General features: G+C 65.3%; 16 protein-coding genes. 4 read left to right on the top strand and 12 right to left on the bottom strand.

The annotated features are described in order from the left end of the window. Positions 1 to 890: AAA family ATPase (locus RMO30_RS01695; protein ID WP_309708663.1), on the bottom strand; the 890-nt coding region annotated here is incomplete at its 3' end. A 146-nt stretch (positions 891 to 1,036) separates the two neighbouring features. On the opposite strand from RMO30_RS01695, the gene RMO30_RS01690 reads away from it, so the two are divergent. From RMO30_RS01690 to RMO30_RS01680, 3 genes are all read left to right on the top strand, one after another. Then, on the top strand, positions 1,037 to 2,104 hold the full coding sequence (locus tag RMO30_RS01690) for a GNAT family N-acetyltransferase (protein ID WP_309708658.1): 1,068 nt from the start codon (positions 1,037 to 1,039) through the stop codon (positions 2,102 to 2,104). Further along, positions 2,101 to 2,697, top strand: coding sequence for a GNAT family N-acetyltransferase (locus tag RMO30_RS01685; protein ID WP_309708656.1), 597 nt, complete (start codon positions 2,101 to 2,103; stop codon positions 2,695 to 2,697). The genes RMO30_RS01690 and RMO30_RS01685 overlap by 4 nt, the downstream gene beginning before the upstream one ends. 113 nt (positions 2,698 to 2,810) lie before the next feature. Next, a complete protein-coding gene (locus RMO30_RS01680; protein ID WP_309708654.1) occupies positions 2,811 to 3,887 on the top strand; it encodes an NADH:flavin oxidoreductase/NADH oxidase in 1,077 nt (358 codons plus the stop codon). A 74-nt stretch (positions 3,888 to 3,961) separates the two neighbouring features. Here RMO30_RS01680 and RMO30_RS01675 read toward each other — a convergent pair whose 3' ends face one another. From RMO30_RS01675 to RMO30_RS01635, 9 genes are all read right to left on the bottom strand, one after another. Then, positions 3,962 to 5,449 carry an aldehyde dehydrogenase family protein gene (locus tag RMO30_RS01675; protein ID WP_309708652.1) on the bottom strand — a complete coding sequence of 496 codons (1,488 nt, stop codon included), beginning with the start codon at positions 5,447 to 5,449 and terminating at the stop codon, positions 3,962 to 3,964. Positions 5,450 to 5,451: 2 nt separating this feature from the next. After that, positions 5,452 to 6,399, bottom strand: coding sequence for a sugar phosphate isomerase/epimerase family protein (locus RMO30_RS01670; RefSeq protein ID WP_309708650.1), 948 nt, complete (start codon positions 6,397 to 6,399; stop codon positions 5,452 to 5,454). An 11-nt stretch (positions 6,400 to 6,410) separates the two neighbouring features. Continuing rightward, positions 6,411 to 7,193 (bottom strand): SDR family NAD(P)-dependent oxidoreductase, encoded by a 783-nt coding sequence (locus RMO30_RS01665; protein WP_309708648.1) that lies wholly within the window; start codon positions 7,191 to 7,193, stop codon positions 6,411 to 6,413. A gap of 89 nt (positions 7,194 to 7,282) precedes the next feature. Continuing rightward, positions 7,283 to 8,251: a sugar ABC transporter substrate-binding protein gene (locus RMO30_RS01660; protein WP_309708646.1), complete on the bottom strand. Its 969-nt coding sequence runs from the start codon at positions 8,249 to 8,251 to the stop codon at positions 7,283 to 7,285. Between the two features lie 80 nt (positions 8,252 to 8,331). Continuing rightward, positions 8,332 to 9,318 carry an ABC transporter permease gene (locus tag RMO30_RS01655; RefSeq protein ID WP_309708643.1) on the bottom strand — a complete coding sequence of 329 codons (987 nt, stop codon included), beginning with the start codon at positions 9,316 to 9,318 and terminating at the stop codon, positions 8,332 to 8,334. Between the two features lies 1 nt (position 9,319). Then, positions 9,320 to 10,855 (bottom strand): sugar ABC transporter ATP-binding protein, encoded by a 1,536-nt coding sequence (locus RMO30_RS01650; RefSeq protein WP_309708640.1) that lies wholly within the window; start codon positions 10,853 to 10,855, stop codon positions 9,320 to 9,322. Beyond that, positions 10,852 to 11,922, bottom strand: coding sequence for an alcohol dehydrogenase catalytic domain-containing protein (locus tag RMO30_RS01645; protein ID WP_309708638.1), 1,071 nt, complete (start codon positions 11,920 to 11,922; stop codon positions 10,852 to 10,854). Before RMO30_RS01645 ends, RMO30_RS01650 begins: the two co-directional genes overlap by 4 nt. A 34-nt stretch (positions 11,923 to 11,956) precedes the next feature. After that, a complete protein-coding gene (locus tag RMO30_RS01640; RefSeq protein ID WP_309708635.1) occupies positions 11,957 to 12,916 on the bottom strand; it encodes a transketolase C-terminal domain-containing protein in 960 nt (319 codons plus the stop codon). After that, positions 12,916 to 13,791: a transketolase gene (locus RMO30_RS01635; RefSeq protein WP_309708631.1), complete on the bottom strand. Its 876-nt coding sequence runs from the start codon at positions 13,789 to 13,791 to the stop codon at positions 12,916 to 12,918. Before RMO30_RS01635 ends, RMO30_RS01640 begins: the two co-directional genes overlap by 1 nt. A 263-nt stretch (positions 13,792 to 14,054) precedes the next feature. Between RMO30_RS01635 and RMO30_RS01630 the strand changes: the two genes are divergently transcribed. Beyond that, positions 14,055 to 14,618 carry a MarR family winged helix-turn-helix transcriptional regulator gene (locus RMO30_RS01630; RefSeq protein WP_309708628.1) on the top strand — a complete coding sequence of 188 codons (564 nt, stop codon included), beginning with the start codon at positions 14,055 to 14,057 and terminating at the stop codon, positions 14,616 to 14,618. Between the two features lie 143 nt (positions 14,619 to 14,761). On the opposite strand, the gene mutM is transcribed toward RMO30_RS01630, so the two are convergent. Further along, on the bottom strand, positions 14,762 to 15,700 hold the full coding sequence (mutM, locus tag RMO30_RS01625) for a bifunctional DNA-formamidopyrimidine glycosylase/DNA-(apurinic or apyrimidinic site) lyase (RefSeq protein ID WP_309708626.1): 939 nt from the start codon (positions 15,698 to 15,700) through the stop codon (positions 14,762 to 14,764). A 2-nt stretch (positions 15,701 to 15,702) separates the two neighbouring features. After that, positions 15,703 to 16,033, bottom strand: a 331-nt coding sequence (locus tag RMO30_RS01620; protein ID WP_309708625.1) for a putative dsRNA-binding protein, incomplete at its 5' end; no start/stop codon positions are given.

Below are 16,033 nucleotides of genomic sequence, written 5' to 3'. Positions count from 1 at the left end.
TGATCCTGGACCTGCTCGAGAGCGAAGGAGACGCGACGGGCGTCGTCGACGGCATCTCCCGACATCGTCTGCTCGATGCGCGACTGCCGCAGCTTGGACTGGTCGAGCTGCTCGGTCAACACGAGGCGCTCGGTCTTGCGCTCGCTCTCGCCGCGGCTGAGGACATCGATCGACGCGCGGAGTCCGACGACCTCGTCGGCGAGCAGTCGGGCACGGGCGTCGCGCACGATCGCGGCGATGGTCTGCGCCTCGCGGGCGATCTCTGCCTGCTGACCCAGCGGCTTCAGCTGCCGCCGGATCTCACCGGCCAGGTCGCTCAGCCGTGTCAGGTTCGCCTGCATCGCCTCGAGCTTGCGGAGCGTCTTCTCTTTGCGGCGGCGGTGCTTGAGGATGCCGGCCGCCTCCTCGATGAAGCCGCGGCGGTCCTCCGGGGTCGCGTGTAGCACGGCATCGAGCTGGCCCTGCCCGACGATCACGTGCATCTCGCGGCCGAGACCGGAGTCGCTCAGCAGTTCCTGCACGTCGAGCAAGCGGCACTGCTCGCCGTTGATCGCATACTCGCTGCCGCCGTTGCGGAACAGGGTGCGCGAGATCGTGACCTCGGAGTACTCGATCGGTAGCGCGCCATCCGCGTTGTCGATCGTCAGGTGCACCTCGGCACGGCCGAGCGGTCCACGGGTGGCGGTGCCCGCGAAGATGACGTCTTCCATCTTGCCGCCGCGCAGGGTTTTCGCCCCCTGCTCGCCCATCACCCAGGCGAGCGCGTCGACGACGTTCGACTTTCCTGAGCCGTTCGGGCCGACGACGCAGGTGACTCCGGGCTCGAACGCGAAGGTGGTGGGAGTCGCGAAGGACTTGAACCCCTTGAGGGTCAGGCTCTTCAAATACAAATGGACTCCTGGTCTCGACACGCGCCTCCGGCGCTACTCGACCCGAGCGACAGTGGACTGACCCTACGGTACCGGTTCTGTTCAGTCGAGCCCGCTCTGTGTAGTCTGGTCGGCTGCCCACCAGGCGGCGTGAGGTGGGTACCGCCATGAGCGGTTTCGTGATTGCAGAGCTCGACGTTCCGGCGACGCTCGACGACCCCGCGGCAGGGGAATTCGTCGCCGCTATCGATGTCGGCAACGTCGTGGCGATCGATGAGTTCGGGACGCCCGACATCGTCTACGAGCCGGACGAAGAGCTGCCGCAGTTCGGCAACCCGTTCCAACCCAAGCGGCTCCTCGTCGCCCGCGCGGAAGGTCGGATCGTCGCTCAGGCGACCACGGAGACCCAGACCGGCGAGGAGGCCGACACCTCGTGGGTGCAGGTGCTCGTGCATCCGGAGTTCCGCGGGCGCGGCATCGGGCGAGCGCTCGCCGACCGCGTTGAGGAGGCGGTGCTCGCCGACGGCCGGCGCAAAGCGATCGCCTATGTCGCGGGTCGTGCGATGGGCGGGGCGCGGCTGAACTCGCCGACCGGGTATGGCTCGATCGCCGGCGACGCTCGGTCGACGCGGTTCATGCAAGCCCGCGGCTACACGTTCGAACAGGTCGAGCGTCTCAGTCGGCTGCAGCTTCCGGTCGCGGGGCTCGATGCGCTCGTCACGGCGGCTGAGGAGGCGAGCGGCCCCGACTACCGCGTGCACACCTGGATCGACCGTTCGTCCGATCGCTGGCTCGAGGACCGGGCGGTGCTGGCGACCCGCATGAGCACCGACGCGCCGAGCGCCGGCCTCGAGGAACCCGAAGATGTCTGGACGGTCGAGCGAGTGCGCGACGCCGACGACCGCCGGGAGAGCAATCCTCGCCGCCACCTCGTCGCGGCAGCTGAGCACATGGCCTCCGGGCGCCTCGTCGCGTACTCGGCCCTTTCGGTGCCCCGGCAACCCCACCGGGCGGTGCAGCAGTATGCGACGCTCGTCCTGCGTGAGCACCGCGGCCACCGCCTCGGGATGCTCGTGAAAGTCGCCAACCTCGCCCACCTCGCCGCGATCTCCCCCGGCCACCCCAGCATCCTCACCTTCAACGCTGAGGAGAATCGGCACATGCTCGACGTCAACGAGGCCCTCGGCTTCACCCCGATCGCCTACGAGGGTGCCTGGCGAAAGGACCTGTCGTGACCTTCACGATCGAGGAGCTCGTGATCCCGGCGAAGCTCGACGGCTCGGCGGCCGCCCGCGACTTCGAGCAGAGCGTCGAGGCCCGCAATGCCGCTGTCGAGTTCGTGGCGGGCACCGACGAAATGGCCTACCCGGCGACCGAACTGCTGCCGGACTGGCAGCCATCGACGCATGAACCTCGTCGACTGCTCGGCGCGCGCGTCGACGGCCGGATCGTCGCGCGCGGCTGCTACGAAACCCATTCGGAGGGGGATGCCGCCAACACCGAATGGCTTCAGGTACAGGTGCATCCCGACTTCACCGGCCGAGGCATCGGGCGCGCGTTGTCGGACGGTGTCGAGGCGATGGCCAGTGCGGGTGGCAAACAGCAGATCCACGTCTACGCCGGATCGTCGCCCGCACCCGGGCCGAGGCTCGAACCCCCGACCGGCCTCGACGAGGAGGAAGGTCTCTGGATGCCGAAGAGAACCGGCACATGCTCGACGTCAACGAGGCCATCGGGTTCGTGCTGTTCACCTACGAGGGCGCCTGGCAGAAGAATTTGTCGGCGTGCGGGCCGGGTTGGTCGACGCGGCCCGCCTCTACTACGTTAGATGTCACCCAATCTTGTTGATATGCTAACTAGCGGGTAGCTTGGGGTGTACTGCTCGGGACGGTCGCCGAGACCCGAGCAGCGCAACCCTCGGCGAAGCACATTGGAGTTCCCGTGAGCCTGCTCTTCAGCCCGCTAGCGATCCGCGGCAAGGTGTTCCGGAATCGACTCTGGGTCTCACCCATGGGAATCAACAGCGCCGACGACGGCATGGTTGCCGATTGGCATCACGTCCACCTGGCCCAGTTCGCGGCGGGTGGTGCCGGACTCGTTCTCACCGAGGCGACGGCCGTCCTGCCCGAAGGGCGCATCGCGCCGCAGGACGCTGGCCTCTGGAGCGATCAGCAGCGAGACGCCTGGATCCCCATCATCGATGCAGTCCATGTCCGCGGTGGAGCACTCGGTGTCCAACTCTCGCACTCCGGCCGAAAGGGATCGGTCTGGTCGCCGTTCGCGAACCGAGGAAACGGAAGCATTCCGCTCGATGAAAGCGGATGGGTCACCAGAGCCCCCTCAGCGATCGCCTACGAAGGCCACGCGGAACCGGTCGCCCTCGAAGGTGCAGAACTAGACGGCATCATCGCGGCGTTCAGCGCGGCGGCCCGACGTGCCATCGAAGCCGGCTTCGACGTGATCGAGATTCATGCAGCGCACGGCTACTTGCTGCATCAGTTTCTGTCGCCCCTGGCCAACTCTCGCGAAGACGAATATGGCGGGACGCTTGAGAATCGGGCTCGATTGCTGCTGCGAGTCGTGCGCGCGGTGCGTAACGCCGCAGGCCCGGCGATCCCCGTGTTCGTTCGCTTTTCCGGGACAGATTGGGCTGAAGGGGGATGGGGGATCGAAGATACGGTGACCGTCGCAAACTGGACAGCCGACTGTGGAGCCGACCTCTTCGACATTTCAACCGGGGGCCTGGTCGCCCACCAGCGCATCCCTGTTTCCCCCGGCTATCAGGCGCCGTTCGCCGCCGCCGTCAAGCGGGAGACTGGCCACCTCGTGGCGACCGTCGGCCTCGTCACCGGCGGCAACCAAGCCGAGGAGCTACTCATATCGGGCACGGCCGACGCCGTTTTCGCCGCGCGAGAGTGGTTGCGCGATCCGCACTTCGGATTGCGCGCCGCCTGCGAGGTCGATGCCGACTCGACCGCGCTCTGGCCGCGACAATATGTCCCCGCGCGCCCACGCTGAACCGTCGCCGAGTGCGCGGGGACGTGAAAACGGGGGTCCGAGAAGCCGAGCTTCCCGGACCCCCGTTTTGATCTCTAGAGCGGGTAGGTCCCCGGAACCCGACGCATCGTGATCCACCGGGTCTCGGTGAAGGCATCGATGTTCGCCTGAGCGCCACCGTGCCGCGCCCCCGTGCCCGACGAGCCGACTCCACCGAATGGAGTGTTCGCCTCATCGTTGACCGTCTGGTCGTTGATGTGCACGATTCCGGTCGGAATGCGCTGCGCGAGCTCGAGACCCGCGAGGGCATCAGCCGTGATGATCCCGAGCGAGAGACCGTAGTCGCCTTCTGACGCGAGAGCGACCGCTTCGTCATCAGTCGAGTACGACACGACAGACGCCACGGGCCCAAACACCTCGTCGCAGTACACGGCGGCATCCCTCGGGGTGTTCGCGAGAACAGTCGGCCGGTAGAAGAGCTCTTCGTAGGTTCCGCCGGCGCGCAACTGAGCGCCCTGAGCGACCGCATCCTGGACCAGAGTGTGCACCCGATCGCGCTGGACCTCGTCGATGAGCGGGCCGAGATGTACCTGACCGGCCGCGGGATCGCCGACATGCATCGAGTCGGCCTTTGCCGCAAGCTTCTCGACGTACGACTCGAAGATCGACTCGTGCACGATGTGGCGACCGACCGTCATGCAGATCTGGCCCTGGTGGAGGAAGGTCCCCCAGGTCGCGAGATTGACGGCTTGGTCGACATCGGCGTCGTGTCGCACGATGAACGCCGAGTTGCCGCCCAGTTCGAGGTGCGCGCGGGTGAGGTGCTTGCCCGCTAGCTCTCCCACCATTCGTCCGGCACGGGTAGACCCGGTGAATGCGATCACGCGGACGTGCGGGTCGGCGACGAGCGCCTCACCGACGTCGGCACCCCCGGGCACTAGCTGGAGGAGGCCCGCCGGAAGGCCGGCCTCCTCGAAGATTCGAACCATCGTGACGCCGCCGGTGACCACCGTGCGGGGGTCTGGCTTGAGAAGCACGGCATTGCCGAGGGCGAGTGCGGGTGCCACGGCACGGATTCCGAGGATGAGCGGCACGTTGAAGGGGGAAATGACCCCGACGACTCCGACCGGAACCTGCTGCGCGAGCGAGAGGCGCGGCTCCTCACTCGACAGGATCGAACCGACCGGCGCAGACGGGAGTCCTGACGCCTCGTAGCACTCCGAAGCCGTCACATGGAGCGCGAACCCGGCGATCGGCGGGATTGCCCCGACCTCCTTCACATTCCAGCCCATGATCTCTTCGGCGTGCTCCTCCCACAGCTGAGCCGCTCGGCGCAGCACAGCCGCCCGAACAGGATGCGGACTCGCGGCCCACGCCTGTTGCGCGACGTGAGCGCTCGCAGCGGCGCGAGTGACGTCGGCCGGTCCGGCGAGGCCGACAGAGACGAGCGTCTCCCCAGTTGCGGGGGCGATCGAGGGGATCTCACCGCCCGCGCCGGTGACCCATTCGCCGTCGATGTAAATCTTGCCCGCAAACGTCGCCTCGTCGAGGAGAACGCCGCGTGTCTGAACCGTCGTTGCCATTGTCATTCCTTTCGTTGGGTAAAGCGATCTGCGGTGGAAAGGCTCATGTCCGACTTGCGTTTGAGGCGAGCCGCCTGATGACCGATCGCGCTCGCGCTCCAGCCGCGCCACACCGTATGTTGCGCCCTCCCTGCCAGCGTCCGGGCATCGTCGAACGTCGTTCGCCAGATACCGAGAGCGTCGGCGACTTCCGGATCCAATCCGTCTCGCGAGAAGGCTTCGACCCCCCAACGGCCTCGGTAGCCGTCGTTGAGTGCCTGACGCACAATGTCGGGGATGTCGAGCACGCCCGACTCCAGCGGGCCCCGGCCCGATTGCCCCAGCTCGAGAAAGCCCAGGTACGGCAGAGCGGTTCGTATCGCCTCGTCGACACTGGACTCCTCGACACCCATGTGAAAGGTGTCGAGATGGATGCGAAGGTGCTGAGAACCACTGAGCTGAACGAAGTCGATCGCCTGCTGGGCGGTGTTTACCATGGCCGTCTCATACCGGTTGAGGACCTCGAAGGTCATCATGATCCCGAGCTCATGGGCATAATCCGCCGCGAGCCCGACGCCCTCAGCCGACCACTTGCGCTCGTCGAACGTCGGCGGTGAAACGTATTTGCCGAACGGGCCGTATGGCACACCATTCATCTGGTCGCCGCCGAGCTCCCTCGTCATTTCGACACAGCGACGCAGCGACTCGAGCCCACGGGCTCGCTCGTCACGGTCGTTCGAGGACACGTCGGCACCGGGTCCTTGCACCGCAATCGTGATGGGTGAGAGTCCGGCGGCAGCGATCGTCGCGCCTAGCCGGCCGCCGTCGATCTCGTCCGGGTTGAGCGGCGGAAGCACGACGCGCCGATAGCCGGTTTCGGCGATCACCCCGAGCGCCGCGGGCAGCGCATCAAGACGCACGTTGGGGACCACGACGTTGAGGTGGCACGCGAGATCGAGATCAGCGTTCATCGAGGCTCCTCCTAAAAGACCGGAAGGTCAAGGCGCTGCTTGAACACCGAGTAACCGTCGTCGACGTGAACCACCGTCCCGTTGATGACGTTCGCCTCGTCCGAGGCAAGGAACGCAACCACGTTGGCGATCTCTTCAGGCTCAGTCAGCTTGTTTCTCAATTGTTCCGCGGCGAACGTGCTCTTCAGCTCTTCGCTGAACTGTCTGATCATCGGAGTTCCGACGCGCCCCGGAGTGATCGCGACGACTCGAATGCCGAACTCCGCCAACTCGTAAGCGGCCGAGCGAGTAAACGAGATGACGGCCGCCTTCGCTGCGCTGTAGCTAAAGGCCAGTTCAGCAGCTTGCTCGCCGTAGATGGAGGAGGTGCTGATGATGACGCCGGGGGTCCCCTGATTCCTGAACTGCCGCCCGGCCGCCAAGATTCCGTGGTAGACGCCATCTTGGTCCACGCGGATCATCGGGGCGTAGTCCACGTCGGGGTCGTGCTCGAGAAGTGGCTTACCGCCGGCGATTCCGGCGTTGTTGAAGATGACGTCGAGCCTGCCGAACACTTGAACGGCGCGAGCTACCATCGCCTCGACCTCAGCCAGAACCGAGACGTCGACCTGCGCCGCAGCAGTCGCGCCAGCGTGACCTGCCGCATCGAGTTCCGCCACGACGGCTTCTGCCCGGGCGAGGTCGATGTCAGCGACGACAACCTGAGCGCCCTCGGCGACGAACTTTCGCACGGTCGCGAGACCGATTCCACCGGCACCGCCGGTAATAACGGCGACCTTGCCTTTCAAACGCATGGTGTCTCTCTCTGTCTTGGGTGCAGCAGATTTCGGCGTGAGCTCGAGTGCGGCAGGGTGGGGAGCAGAAAGCCCCCCACCCTGACGACTTAGTCGGTCGGTTCGATGTTGTCGACGTTCTCGCGGGTCACAAGCGTCACCTCGGTGGTGACGAAGTTGCTCTCCGGCAGGTCACCGTTCTCGGCGTAAATCGTGACGGCGTCGACCACCAGCTGAACGATCGCCTGCCAGTCCTGACTGATCGTCGCGTAGAACGGTCCGTTCGCCTTGATCGCGTCGAGCGCACCGCTCACGCCGTCGACGCCGGTCACGAAGATGTCGTCACGACCCGCTTCGTTGATCGCGAGCGTCGCACCGAGTCCCACCTGGTCCCATGCGGTCCAGACGCCATCGAGGCCGTCCGGGTTCGCCTGCAGGTAGTCGGTGACGATCTTCAGAGCCTCCTCCTGTGCGGTGGCAGGGTTGGCAATCTGGCGCACGTCGCCGCCGGCGATCACCGCACCGGCTTCGATCAGCTGAGCTTCAGCGAGCCTGCCCCGGAAACCGATTCCAAGGTGCGGGTCGAAGCCGATGATCATCACTTCCTTGCCCTCGAGTCCGCCCATGGCCTCCTCCAGCGCACCGACGGTGAGGTCGGTGACCTGCTGCTGGCTGGTGGTCACGTCGATCGCGAGCGCCGGGGTGGACTCAACGCCACTGTCGAACGCGAAGATCGGGATGCCGGCTTCCTCGGCCGCAGTGATGATCGGTCCGATCTGCCGCGGGTCCGGCCAACCGCCCATGACCGCGTCAACGCCCTGGCGGATCGCGGCTGAGACGTCGTTGTTCAGCTTGTCGTAGTCGAAGTCGCTCGTGTAGAGGTCGACCTCCCAGCCGAGGTCACGGCCAGCCTCGATGAAGAGGTCCATCGCGTACTTGCCCACGGGCGCGCCATAGCCCGGCGTGAACACCGCGATGTGGAAGGCGTCTTCTCCCGTATCTTCGGCAGCCGTGCATCCTCCGAGGACGAGCGCGGAAGCTGCCGCAATGGCGGCAACAGCAGTGATTCGATTGCGCATCATTACTCCTTTGTTGTGATTGCGTACTTGTCTCTGGGCGCGGTCAGACCCGAACCCAGCTGGAAGCGACGAGTGTCTTGCTACGCGTCGCGAGCCTTTTTGAGTGCCGAGAGGGTCACGGCCGCGATGATGATCAGCCCGGTCAGGACTTGTTGAATGTACGTACTCGCCCCGACGATGTTGAGCCCGTTGTTCATGACGCCGATGATCCCGACACCGACGAGCGTTCCGCCGAGGTTGGCTTGCCCCGACTTGATGATCGTCATGCCGAGGAACACCGCCGCGATGGCCAGGAGCATGTAACTGTTCGCGCCAGCCGAGCTCGCGCTGCCGAGACGGCTGACCAGAATGATTCCTCCGATCGCGGAAGCGAAGCCCGCGACAGTAAAGGCCAGGAAGCGGGTGCCATTGACGTTGATCCCCGAGAGGCGCGCCACTTCGGCGTTGCCGCCTACGGCGTACCAGCGTCGGCCTAGGGTCGTGAATTTCAGCACGACCCAGACGATCAGAGCCACCGTGATCGCGAAGAAGATGGGCATCGGGATCCCGAGTGGCCGACTTTGCCCGATCCAGTAGAACTCTTCCGGCAGCCCGTACAAGGTCACACCGTTGGTCACGATGAAGGACAACCCGCCGACCGTTGTCATGGTGGCGAGTGTCGCGACGAAGGCCGAGAGCTTCACATAGGCCACGAGTAGCCCGTTGACCATGCCGACCACGGTCCCGACCGCCAGGCCGATGATGACCGACAGGGGCACGGGCGTTCCTCCGAGCATCAGCGCTGCCGTTGTCGACCCGGAGAGCGTTGCCGTCGTCCCCACCGAGAGATCGAAGTCACCGACCACCATGACGACCGTCTGCGCCGCAGCGATGATCGTGAGGATGGCGACCTGTTCGAGAATGTTCCGAACGTTCCCCAGGCTGAGGAACACGTCGGGCCGGATCAGCGCGAAGACCAAGATCAGAACGAGAAGTGCGACGATCGTTCCGCTCTGCATCACCCTCCGCAGGATCGGTGTGAGGTCGCGCGACATCGACGCCTTTGAGAACAGTTGTGACTTGACCATGTCAGGCGACCCTTCCGTAGCAGTAGGCAAGCAGGACTTCGTCGTCGGCCTCGGCGGCCAGGACCTCGCCGGAAACCCGGCCTTCATGCATGATGAGGATCCGGTCGGAGATGCCGATCAGTTCGGGCAGTTCTGAACTCACCGCGACGACGGTGGTTCCCGAGGCGACCAGTTCGCGGATGAGGCGATAGATCTCGGCGCGCGTGCCGATGTCGATGCCCCGCGTGGGCTCGTCCATGAGGAGCACCTGCGGTCGACGAGCGAGCATCTTTCCCAGCACGACCTTCTGTTGATTCCCGCCCGAGAGTTGGCCGACCGGCTGGCGCGGTCCGCGAGCTTTGATCTGCAACTCAGCGACAGTACGGCGAGCGAGGTCGGTGATCCTGCCGCTCGAAACCCAACCCGCCGTGCTGACGGAACCCAGATTCGCGACCGCGACGTTCTCTTGAATGGCCGCCGAGAGGATGACTCCCTGACTGCGGCGCTCCTCGGGCACGAGGGCAACGCCGGCCGCGAGAGCTCGTCCGACGCTCAACACATGCGGGAGCACGACTCCGCGGACGCTGATGGTGCCGGACGAGGACTTCTGGGCACCCGACAGAAGGCGGAGCAGCTCACTGCGGCCGGATCCTGCCAAGCCTCCGATCCCGAGCACCTCGCCGGCGAAGGCCTGGAGCGAGACGTCCTTGACCCGCCTCCCGTTCAAGCCCTCCACGGCTAGCACCGCTTCACCCCGAGCCGTGTTTCGCGGTGGGTAGAGCTCGCCTTGCGAGCGACCGACCATCGTCGAGATGACCTCGTCGACGGTGGTGTCAGCGACCCGCTTGGTGATGATGGTCTCTCCGTTACGCATGATGGTCAGGCGATCACAGAGTTCGAACACCTCTTCAAGTCGGTGCGAGACGTAGATGATCGCCACCCCCTGATCCCGCAGCGAACGCAGAACAGCGAAGAGGTCGGCGGTCTCCAAGTCGGAGAGCGAGGCCGTCGGCTCGTCGAGGATAAGCACTCGGGCGTCCGTCGCGAGCGCCCGCGCTACGGCGACCATCGTCTGTTGCACCGGCGAGAGATCGCCGGCGAGACGTCCGAGCGCGATGCGCTGGTTGAGGCGGTCAAGTTGAAGTTTCGCGCCCTTGCGCAGTGCTCGCCAATTCACCAGTCCGCCGCGACTCGGGGTCTGATCACCTAGCAGGATGTTCTCGGCGACGCTGATCGTCGGCACGATTGACAACTCCTGATAGAGCGCGACGATCCCCAGCCGGTGGGCGGTCCGTACGTTGGCGAGTTCGACCGGCTCACCGTCAAGGAGCACTTCCCCAGAGTCCGGAGCGTAGACGCCCGTCATGATCTTGATGAGGGTCGACTTGCCGGCACCGTTCTCTCCCAGCACGGCGTGAATCTCGCCGGGCTGAACCGAGAGCTGGACGCCATTGAGCGCGAGCACTCCATCGAAGCGCTTGACGATGTCGCGCACCTCAAGAGCAGGGGTAGCGGCCGGCGAGGTGCTCTCGGTCGAGGGAGCGTTCCGAGCAGTCATCGGGCTCCCTCCTGTACATCGACGTCGTTGCACCGGATGACGACCTTGGGGTGCGCCCCGCTGACGTGTGCAGCGAATGCTTCAACGGCTTCCTCAAGGGGGAAGACGGCTCGAGTCAATTCATCGACATCGAGGTGGGGCAGGATCTGCACCGCACGGGGGAATGCGTACGGCGAGACGAACACCCCGGTGAGGGTGAGCTCCTTGAGGTAGAGGTAGTCCGTGAGATTGAGTGGCATCTCGAAGTCATGCGGGTACATGGCGCCATAGATCACGGTCGCCCCCTTCGCCGCGATTCGGAGCAGACCCTGGACCGCACGCGTCGACCCCGACGCGTCGATGACGACATCGAAGCCGTGGCCCTCGGTGATGGCGTCAGCTTGCGCATCCTGGTCTTGCGACAGCGGATCGATGACGTGCTCGGCTCCACGCCGTAGAGCGATCTCGCGACGTTCGGCGATCGGCTCGATCATCGTGAGCGAAGTCGCGCCGTGCATCTTCATCACCTGAAGCGCAAGCTGGCCGATCGGCCCACCTCCGCAGATGGCGACGCGGTCACCGACCCGGAGGTTGGACTTGTCCGCGATGCGAACGGCTACCGACGTCGGCTCCAGGAGGCACCCCTTGAGCAACGAGACGCTCTCGGGCAGCACGTACACCTGAGACTCATGCCACGTGACGGTCTCGGCCATGCCGGGTCGGTTGTAGTCCTGGATGCCGCTGCAGAATTGCTGCCGACCCCGCTGGCAGGCACGGCAGGTGCCGCAGAACCGCAAGAAGTTTCCGGCGACGCGGTCACCGACCCGCAATCCGTTGCGGTGTGCTTGTGCGCCGAGCGCTTCGATCACACCGGAGAGTTCGTGCCCAAGCCCGATCGGCACGTCGACACCAAAGAACCCTTCGGCGATGTGAGGGTCAGAACCGCAGATCGCCGAGTATGCGACGCGGATGCGGACGTCTTCAGGCCCCAGCACCTGGTCAGGGAAGTCAACGACCCCGACCCGACCACGGGTCGCATCGTCGGGGTCGCTCAGACTCCCGATCTTCGTGACGGCTACAGTTCTCATTCGTCTCTCCGTTGAGCGCTGGGATTCTGAGTGGCTAGGTACCGATGACCCGACGCAACGCGCCGACCGTTGCCGCGAGCCCGTATCCGTGCTTGTCGCGCAACTGCTCGTCGTCGCCGAAGCCCGCATACACCTGCGGAATTCCGAGCCGTTCAAAGGCGTTCAGGCGAACCCCGCGGTCTGCTACCACGTCGGCCACACGAGTCGCCAGTCCACCGTAGGCGAGGTGGTCTTCAAGGACGACGAACCGACCGCCGGTCTCTGCCGCGCACCGCACGATGAGGTCCTCGTCGATCGGCTTGAGCGTGAACATGTCGACAACCCGCACCGAGTAGCCGTCGCGCTCGAGTTCTCCTGCAGCCTGCAGCGCCTGCGAGACCGTCGTCCCATGGGTGAAGATCGTCGCGTCGCTGCCTTCGCGCGCGACGATCCCCTTCCCGATCCGAACCTCATGCTCGCCGGGCTCGTAGAGCACGACGTCACTCTTGCCGACTGCGAGCCGAATGTAGATCGGCCCGGTCATCGTCATCGACTGCCGGATGATCTCTCCGACCATTCGCGGGTCGCCGATCGAGGTGACCGTCATGTTGGTGAGGGCGCACATCAGGGCGAGGTCCTCGACCGCATAGTGCGTCGAGCCGCCATTGCCGACCAATCCACCGTGGGTGCCGATGATCTTGACGGGAAGGTTCGGGTAGCACACATCACTACGGATCTGCTCGAGGGGGCGCATGCTGAGGAAGGGCAGCATCCCAGATACCACCGGGATGTTTCCGTCGTAGGCCAAGCCCGCTGCAATCCCGACGCAGACCTGTTCAGCCAGACCGACGTCGAGAAAGCGCTCTGGAAACTTCTCCCGGAACTCGACGAGGGTCGCGCCGATGTCAGGAGTGAGCACCCAGAGGTTCTCGTACTCGTCTCCCAGCTCGGCAAGGGTCGAGCCGATGACAGATCGGGCGGAGAGAATCTCGCCGAAGGTGAAGGTCGTGGACATCAGGCGTTCTCCTCAACTCGAGTGGACGACAGTGCGGCGATCGCTCGCTCGAGGTCTGCGACGCCCAGCGAGCCGGCGTGCCAGGCGAGGTTGCGTTCCATGAAGTCGACTCCCTTGCCCTTGACCGTGTCACAGATGACCACGGTCGGGCGGTTGTCGGTTGTCGTCGGCAGAGCATCAATGGCACCGACGAGCTGAGCCATGTCGTGCCCATCGACCTCGAGCACGTTCCACCCGAACGCGCGCCACTTGTCCGGGTAGGGCTCAAACACGACGCGTTCTTCGGCAAAGCTGGTCATCAGCTGCCGGTTGCGGTCGATGAAGGCGACGAGGTTGCCAAGCTCGTTGCTTCGGGCGGCCATCGCGGCTTCCCACACCGAGCCTTCGCCAGTCTCCCCGTCACCCATCAGGCAGACCACGCGGTGCGTCTCACCGCGGTGACGGGCGCTCAGTGCCATGCCGACGGCAAGCGGGAGGCCGTGTCCGAGTGATCCGGTCGAACACTCGACGCCTGGCAACTGCACCTTGCACGGGTGCATGCCGTAGGCGCTATCAAGCTGGCCGTAAGTCGCGACGATCTCGTCGAAGGAGAAGAATCCGCGAATCGCCATCGTGATGTACATGCACACGGCAGCGTGCCCTTTGCTGAGCACGAAGCGGTCACGGCTGGGGTTCGAGATGTCAGAAGGGTCGACCCGCAGCCCGTACTGGAAGAGCGCGGTGAAGATGTCAGCAGCCGACAGGTCGCCGCCGATGTGAACGGCACCCTCATAGGACCCGCACAAGTGCAACAGCTTCGACCGCAGTTCGAAGGCAAGATCCTCCAACTGCACGACGCTTGGTCGCTCCGCCGCCAGCAGGGGGTGACCGCTCATCTCATGCCTCCTCGTTGAACGACACGGATGGCGATGCTCGCGGGTTGAGCGGCAGTCCCCATCGACTGTGTCCCGGCCTATCGATCCGGTGAGAGGACGCTAGCAGGATTTAGTTATGATGTAAACACCGCGATACCTCAACTTGTTTGTGGTCAATCCTCTAGACTCAGATGCGACCGAGATACGACGTCCGATCATCTTTGTCTGGAAAACTCAACTTGATCAGGACGGGACAGGGCCCGAGCATGTCGAAGGGAGCCATGATGTCGGAACTGCAGCAAGCTCGCGCGCGTTCGCGAGCAGAACAAGACCTGATCACAGAGCGACTCGACGTGACCCTCGACCCGGAGACCTTCACCCCACGTCTGCTCGCGCTGCTCTCGAACGCCCTCGTCTGGCGCGAGTCAACAGAACTGCGTCGACGTTTCGGGCTCGGTACCAACGATTGGCGAGTGATCTCGGCGCTCGCGCTTCGCCCGGGCGCTCCCGCGACAGAGATCTGCGAGTTCACCGGTGTTAACAAGGCCGCTGTCTCCAAGAGCGTCACCACTCTCGCATCTCGCGGCCTGGTGGCTCTCCTCGACGGGCCCCGAGGCTCGCGTCCCATGTACCTCACCCCCGACGGAGCGGTGATGCACCACCTCATGTACCCGATCTCCATGAAGGGGCAAGAGATCATTCTTGCCGATCTCGCCCCGGACGACATCGACCAGCTCAACCAGCTCTTGCAGCGGATGCTCGAGAAGACGAAGTCGCTGCAAGTTCTCGAGAACGGGGCTTCGATCTCCGACGAGGACGAGGACGAGGACGACGGGGTCCAGGCCTGAGCCGACTGCATCGCGGGCGAACCTGGCGGTCGTTCCCCGCGCGGCATCCGTGCAGATCTCGTGCGCTGCCGCCAGCTGGCGGGCCTCACTCATGCGACTCTCGACGGCGAGTGCCAGTACTTGTGCGGTGACGGGCCAGCGGTTCATCGCGGGGCGCGCTGGCAGAAGGGGCAGAAGTGCGAGCCGCGGTTCATGAAATTATCCCGCACGATCGGCCGGCCGCAGCGGGGGCAGGGCTTGCCGTGCTGCCCGTACGCGTTCAAGGAGTGCGAGAAGTAGCCCGAGGCGCCGTTCACGTTGACGTAGCTGCTGTCGAACGAGGTGCCGCCCTCGGCGAGTGCCCGACCGAGCACGAGTCGCACCTCGGCGAGCAGGGTCTTCGCCCGAGGTCGGCTGAGGGCGCGGGTCGGCTGGGCGTAGTGGATGCGCGCCGCCCAGAGGGCTTCGTCGGCGTAGATGTTGCCGATCCCGCTTACCAGGGTCTGATCCAGCAGCGCGCGCTTGATGCCGGTGTCTCTCTTCGCCAGGGCGCGCAGGAAGAGATCGTCGTCGAACAGCGGGTCAACGGGATCGCGCGCGATGTGCGCGACCTGACCGGGGATGAGTTGTGCGGGATGATCGACGGCTTCGACGAGGGCGTCGAGAGCCATCGACCCGAAGATACGCTGATCGACGAAGTCCACCCGCACCGCCCCGTGCGAGGGCTGGTCGACATCCAGCACGATGCGGGTCAGCCGATCGCGGACGGCATCCGGGTCGCGCAGCAGCACTTGCCCCGTCATCCCGAGGTGCACGACCAGCGCCTCGGCCACCCCACGATTCGTGCCGTTTGGCGGATGCGTGGCCGCTGAGCCGCCAGACGGCACGAATCGACGGGGTTCGACCGGAATCCAGAGGAACTTGCCCCGGCGTTCGGGCTTCAGCAGCCGCACACCGGTGAGTCGATCGACGAAGTCCTCCTCGGGACCGTCGTGGCGGCGCAGCGACCGGAAGTCGAGCACCTCGACCCGCGTGACCGTCGCACCCGTCACAGCGGGTTCCAGGCCGGAGCGAACGACTTCGACCTCGGGGAGTTCCGGCATTCCTAGTCCGCGCCGGGGTCGCGCGCGATCGGATGCTGCTCGCGATGCAGCACCGCCCAGGCGGCGAGTGCGGCGGCCATCTCGGCCTGCTTCTTGCTCGTGCCATCACCTGCCGCGATCTCGTCGCCGGCGAGCGACACGACGGCGTGGAAGCGCTTGGAGTGGTCGGGACCGCTGTCGGCGACCACGTACTGCGGCAGCCCCTTGCCGAGGCGCGTCGAGAGCTCCTGCAGGCTCGTCTTCGGGTCCATCGCGGCGCCGAACCGGCTGGGGTCGGCGAGCAGCGGGTCGATGAGACGCAGCACGAAGGCCGCCGCGGCGTCGGGCCCGTCG

Source organism: Pseudolysinimonas sp. (genome assembly GCF_031389465.1).
Taxonomy (GTDB): Bacteria; Actinomycetota; Actinomycetes; order Actinomycetales; family Microbacteriaceae; genus Pseudolysinimonas_A.
This window is presented reverse-complemented; position numbering and strand designations above follow the sequence as displayed.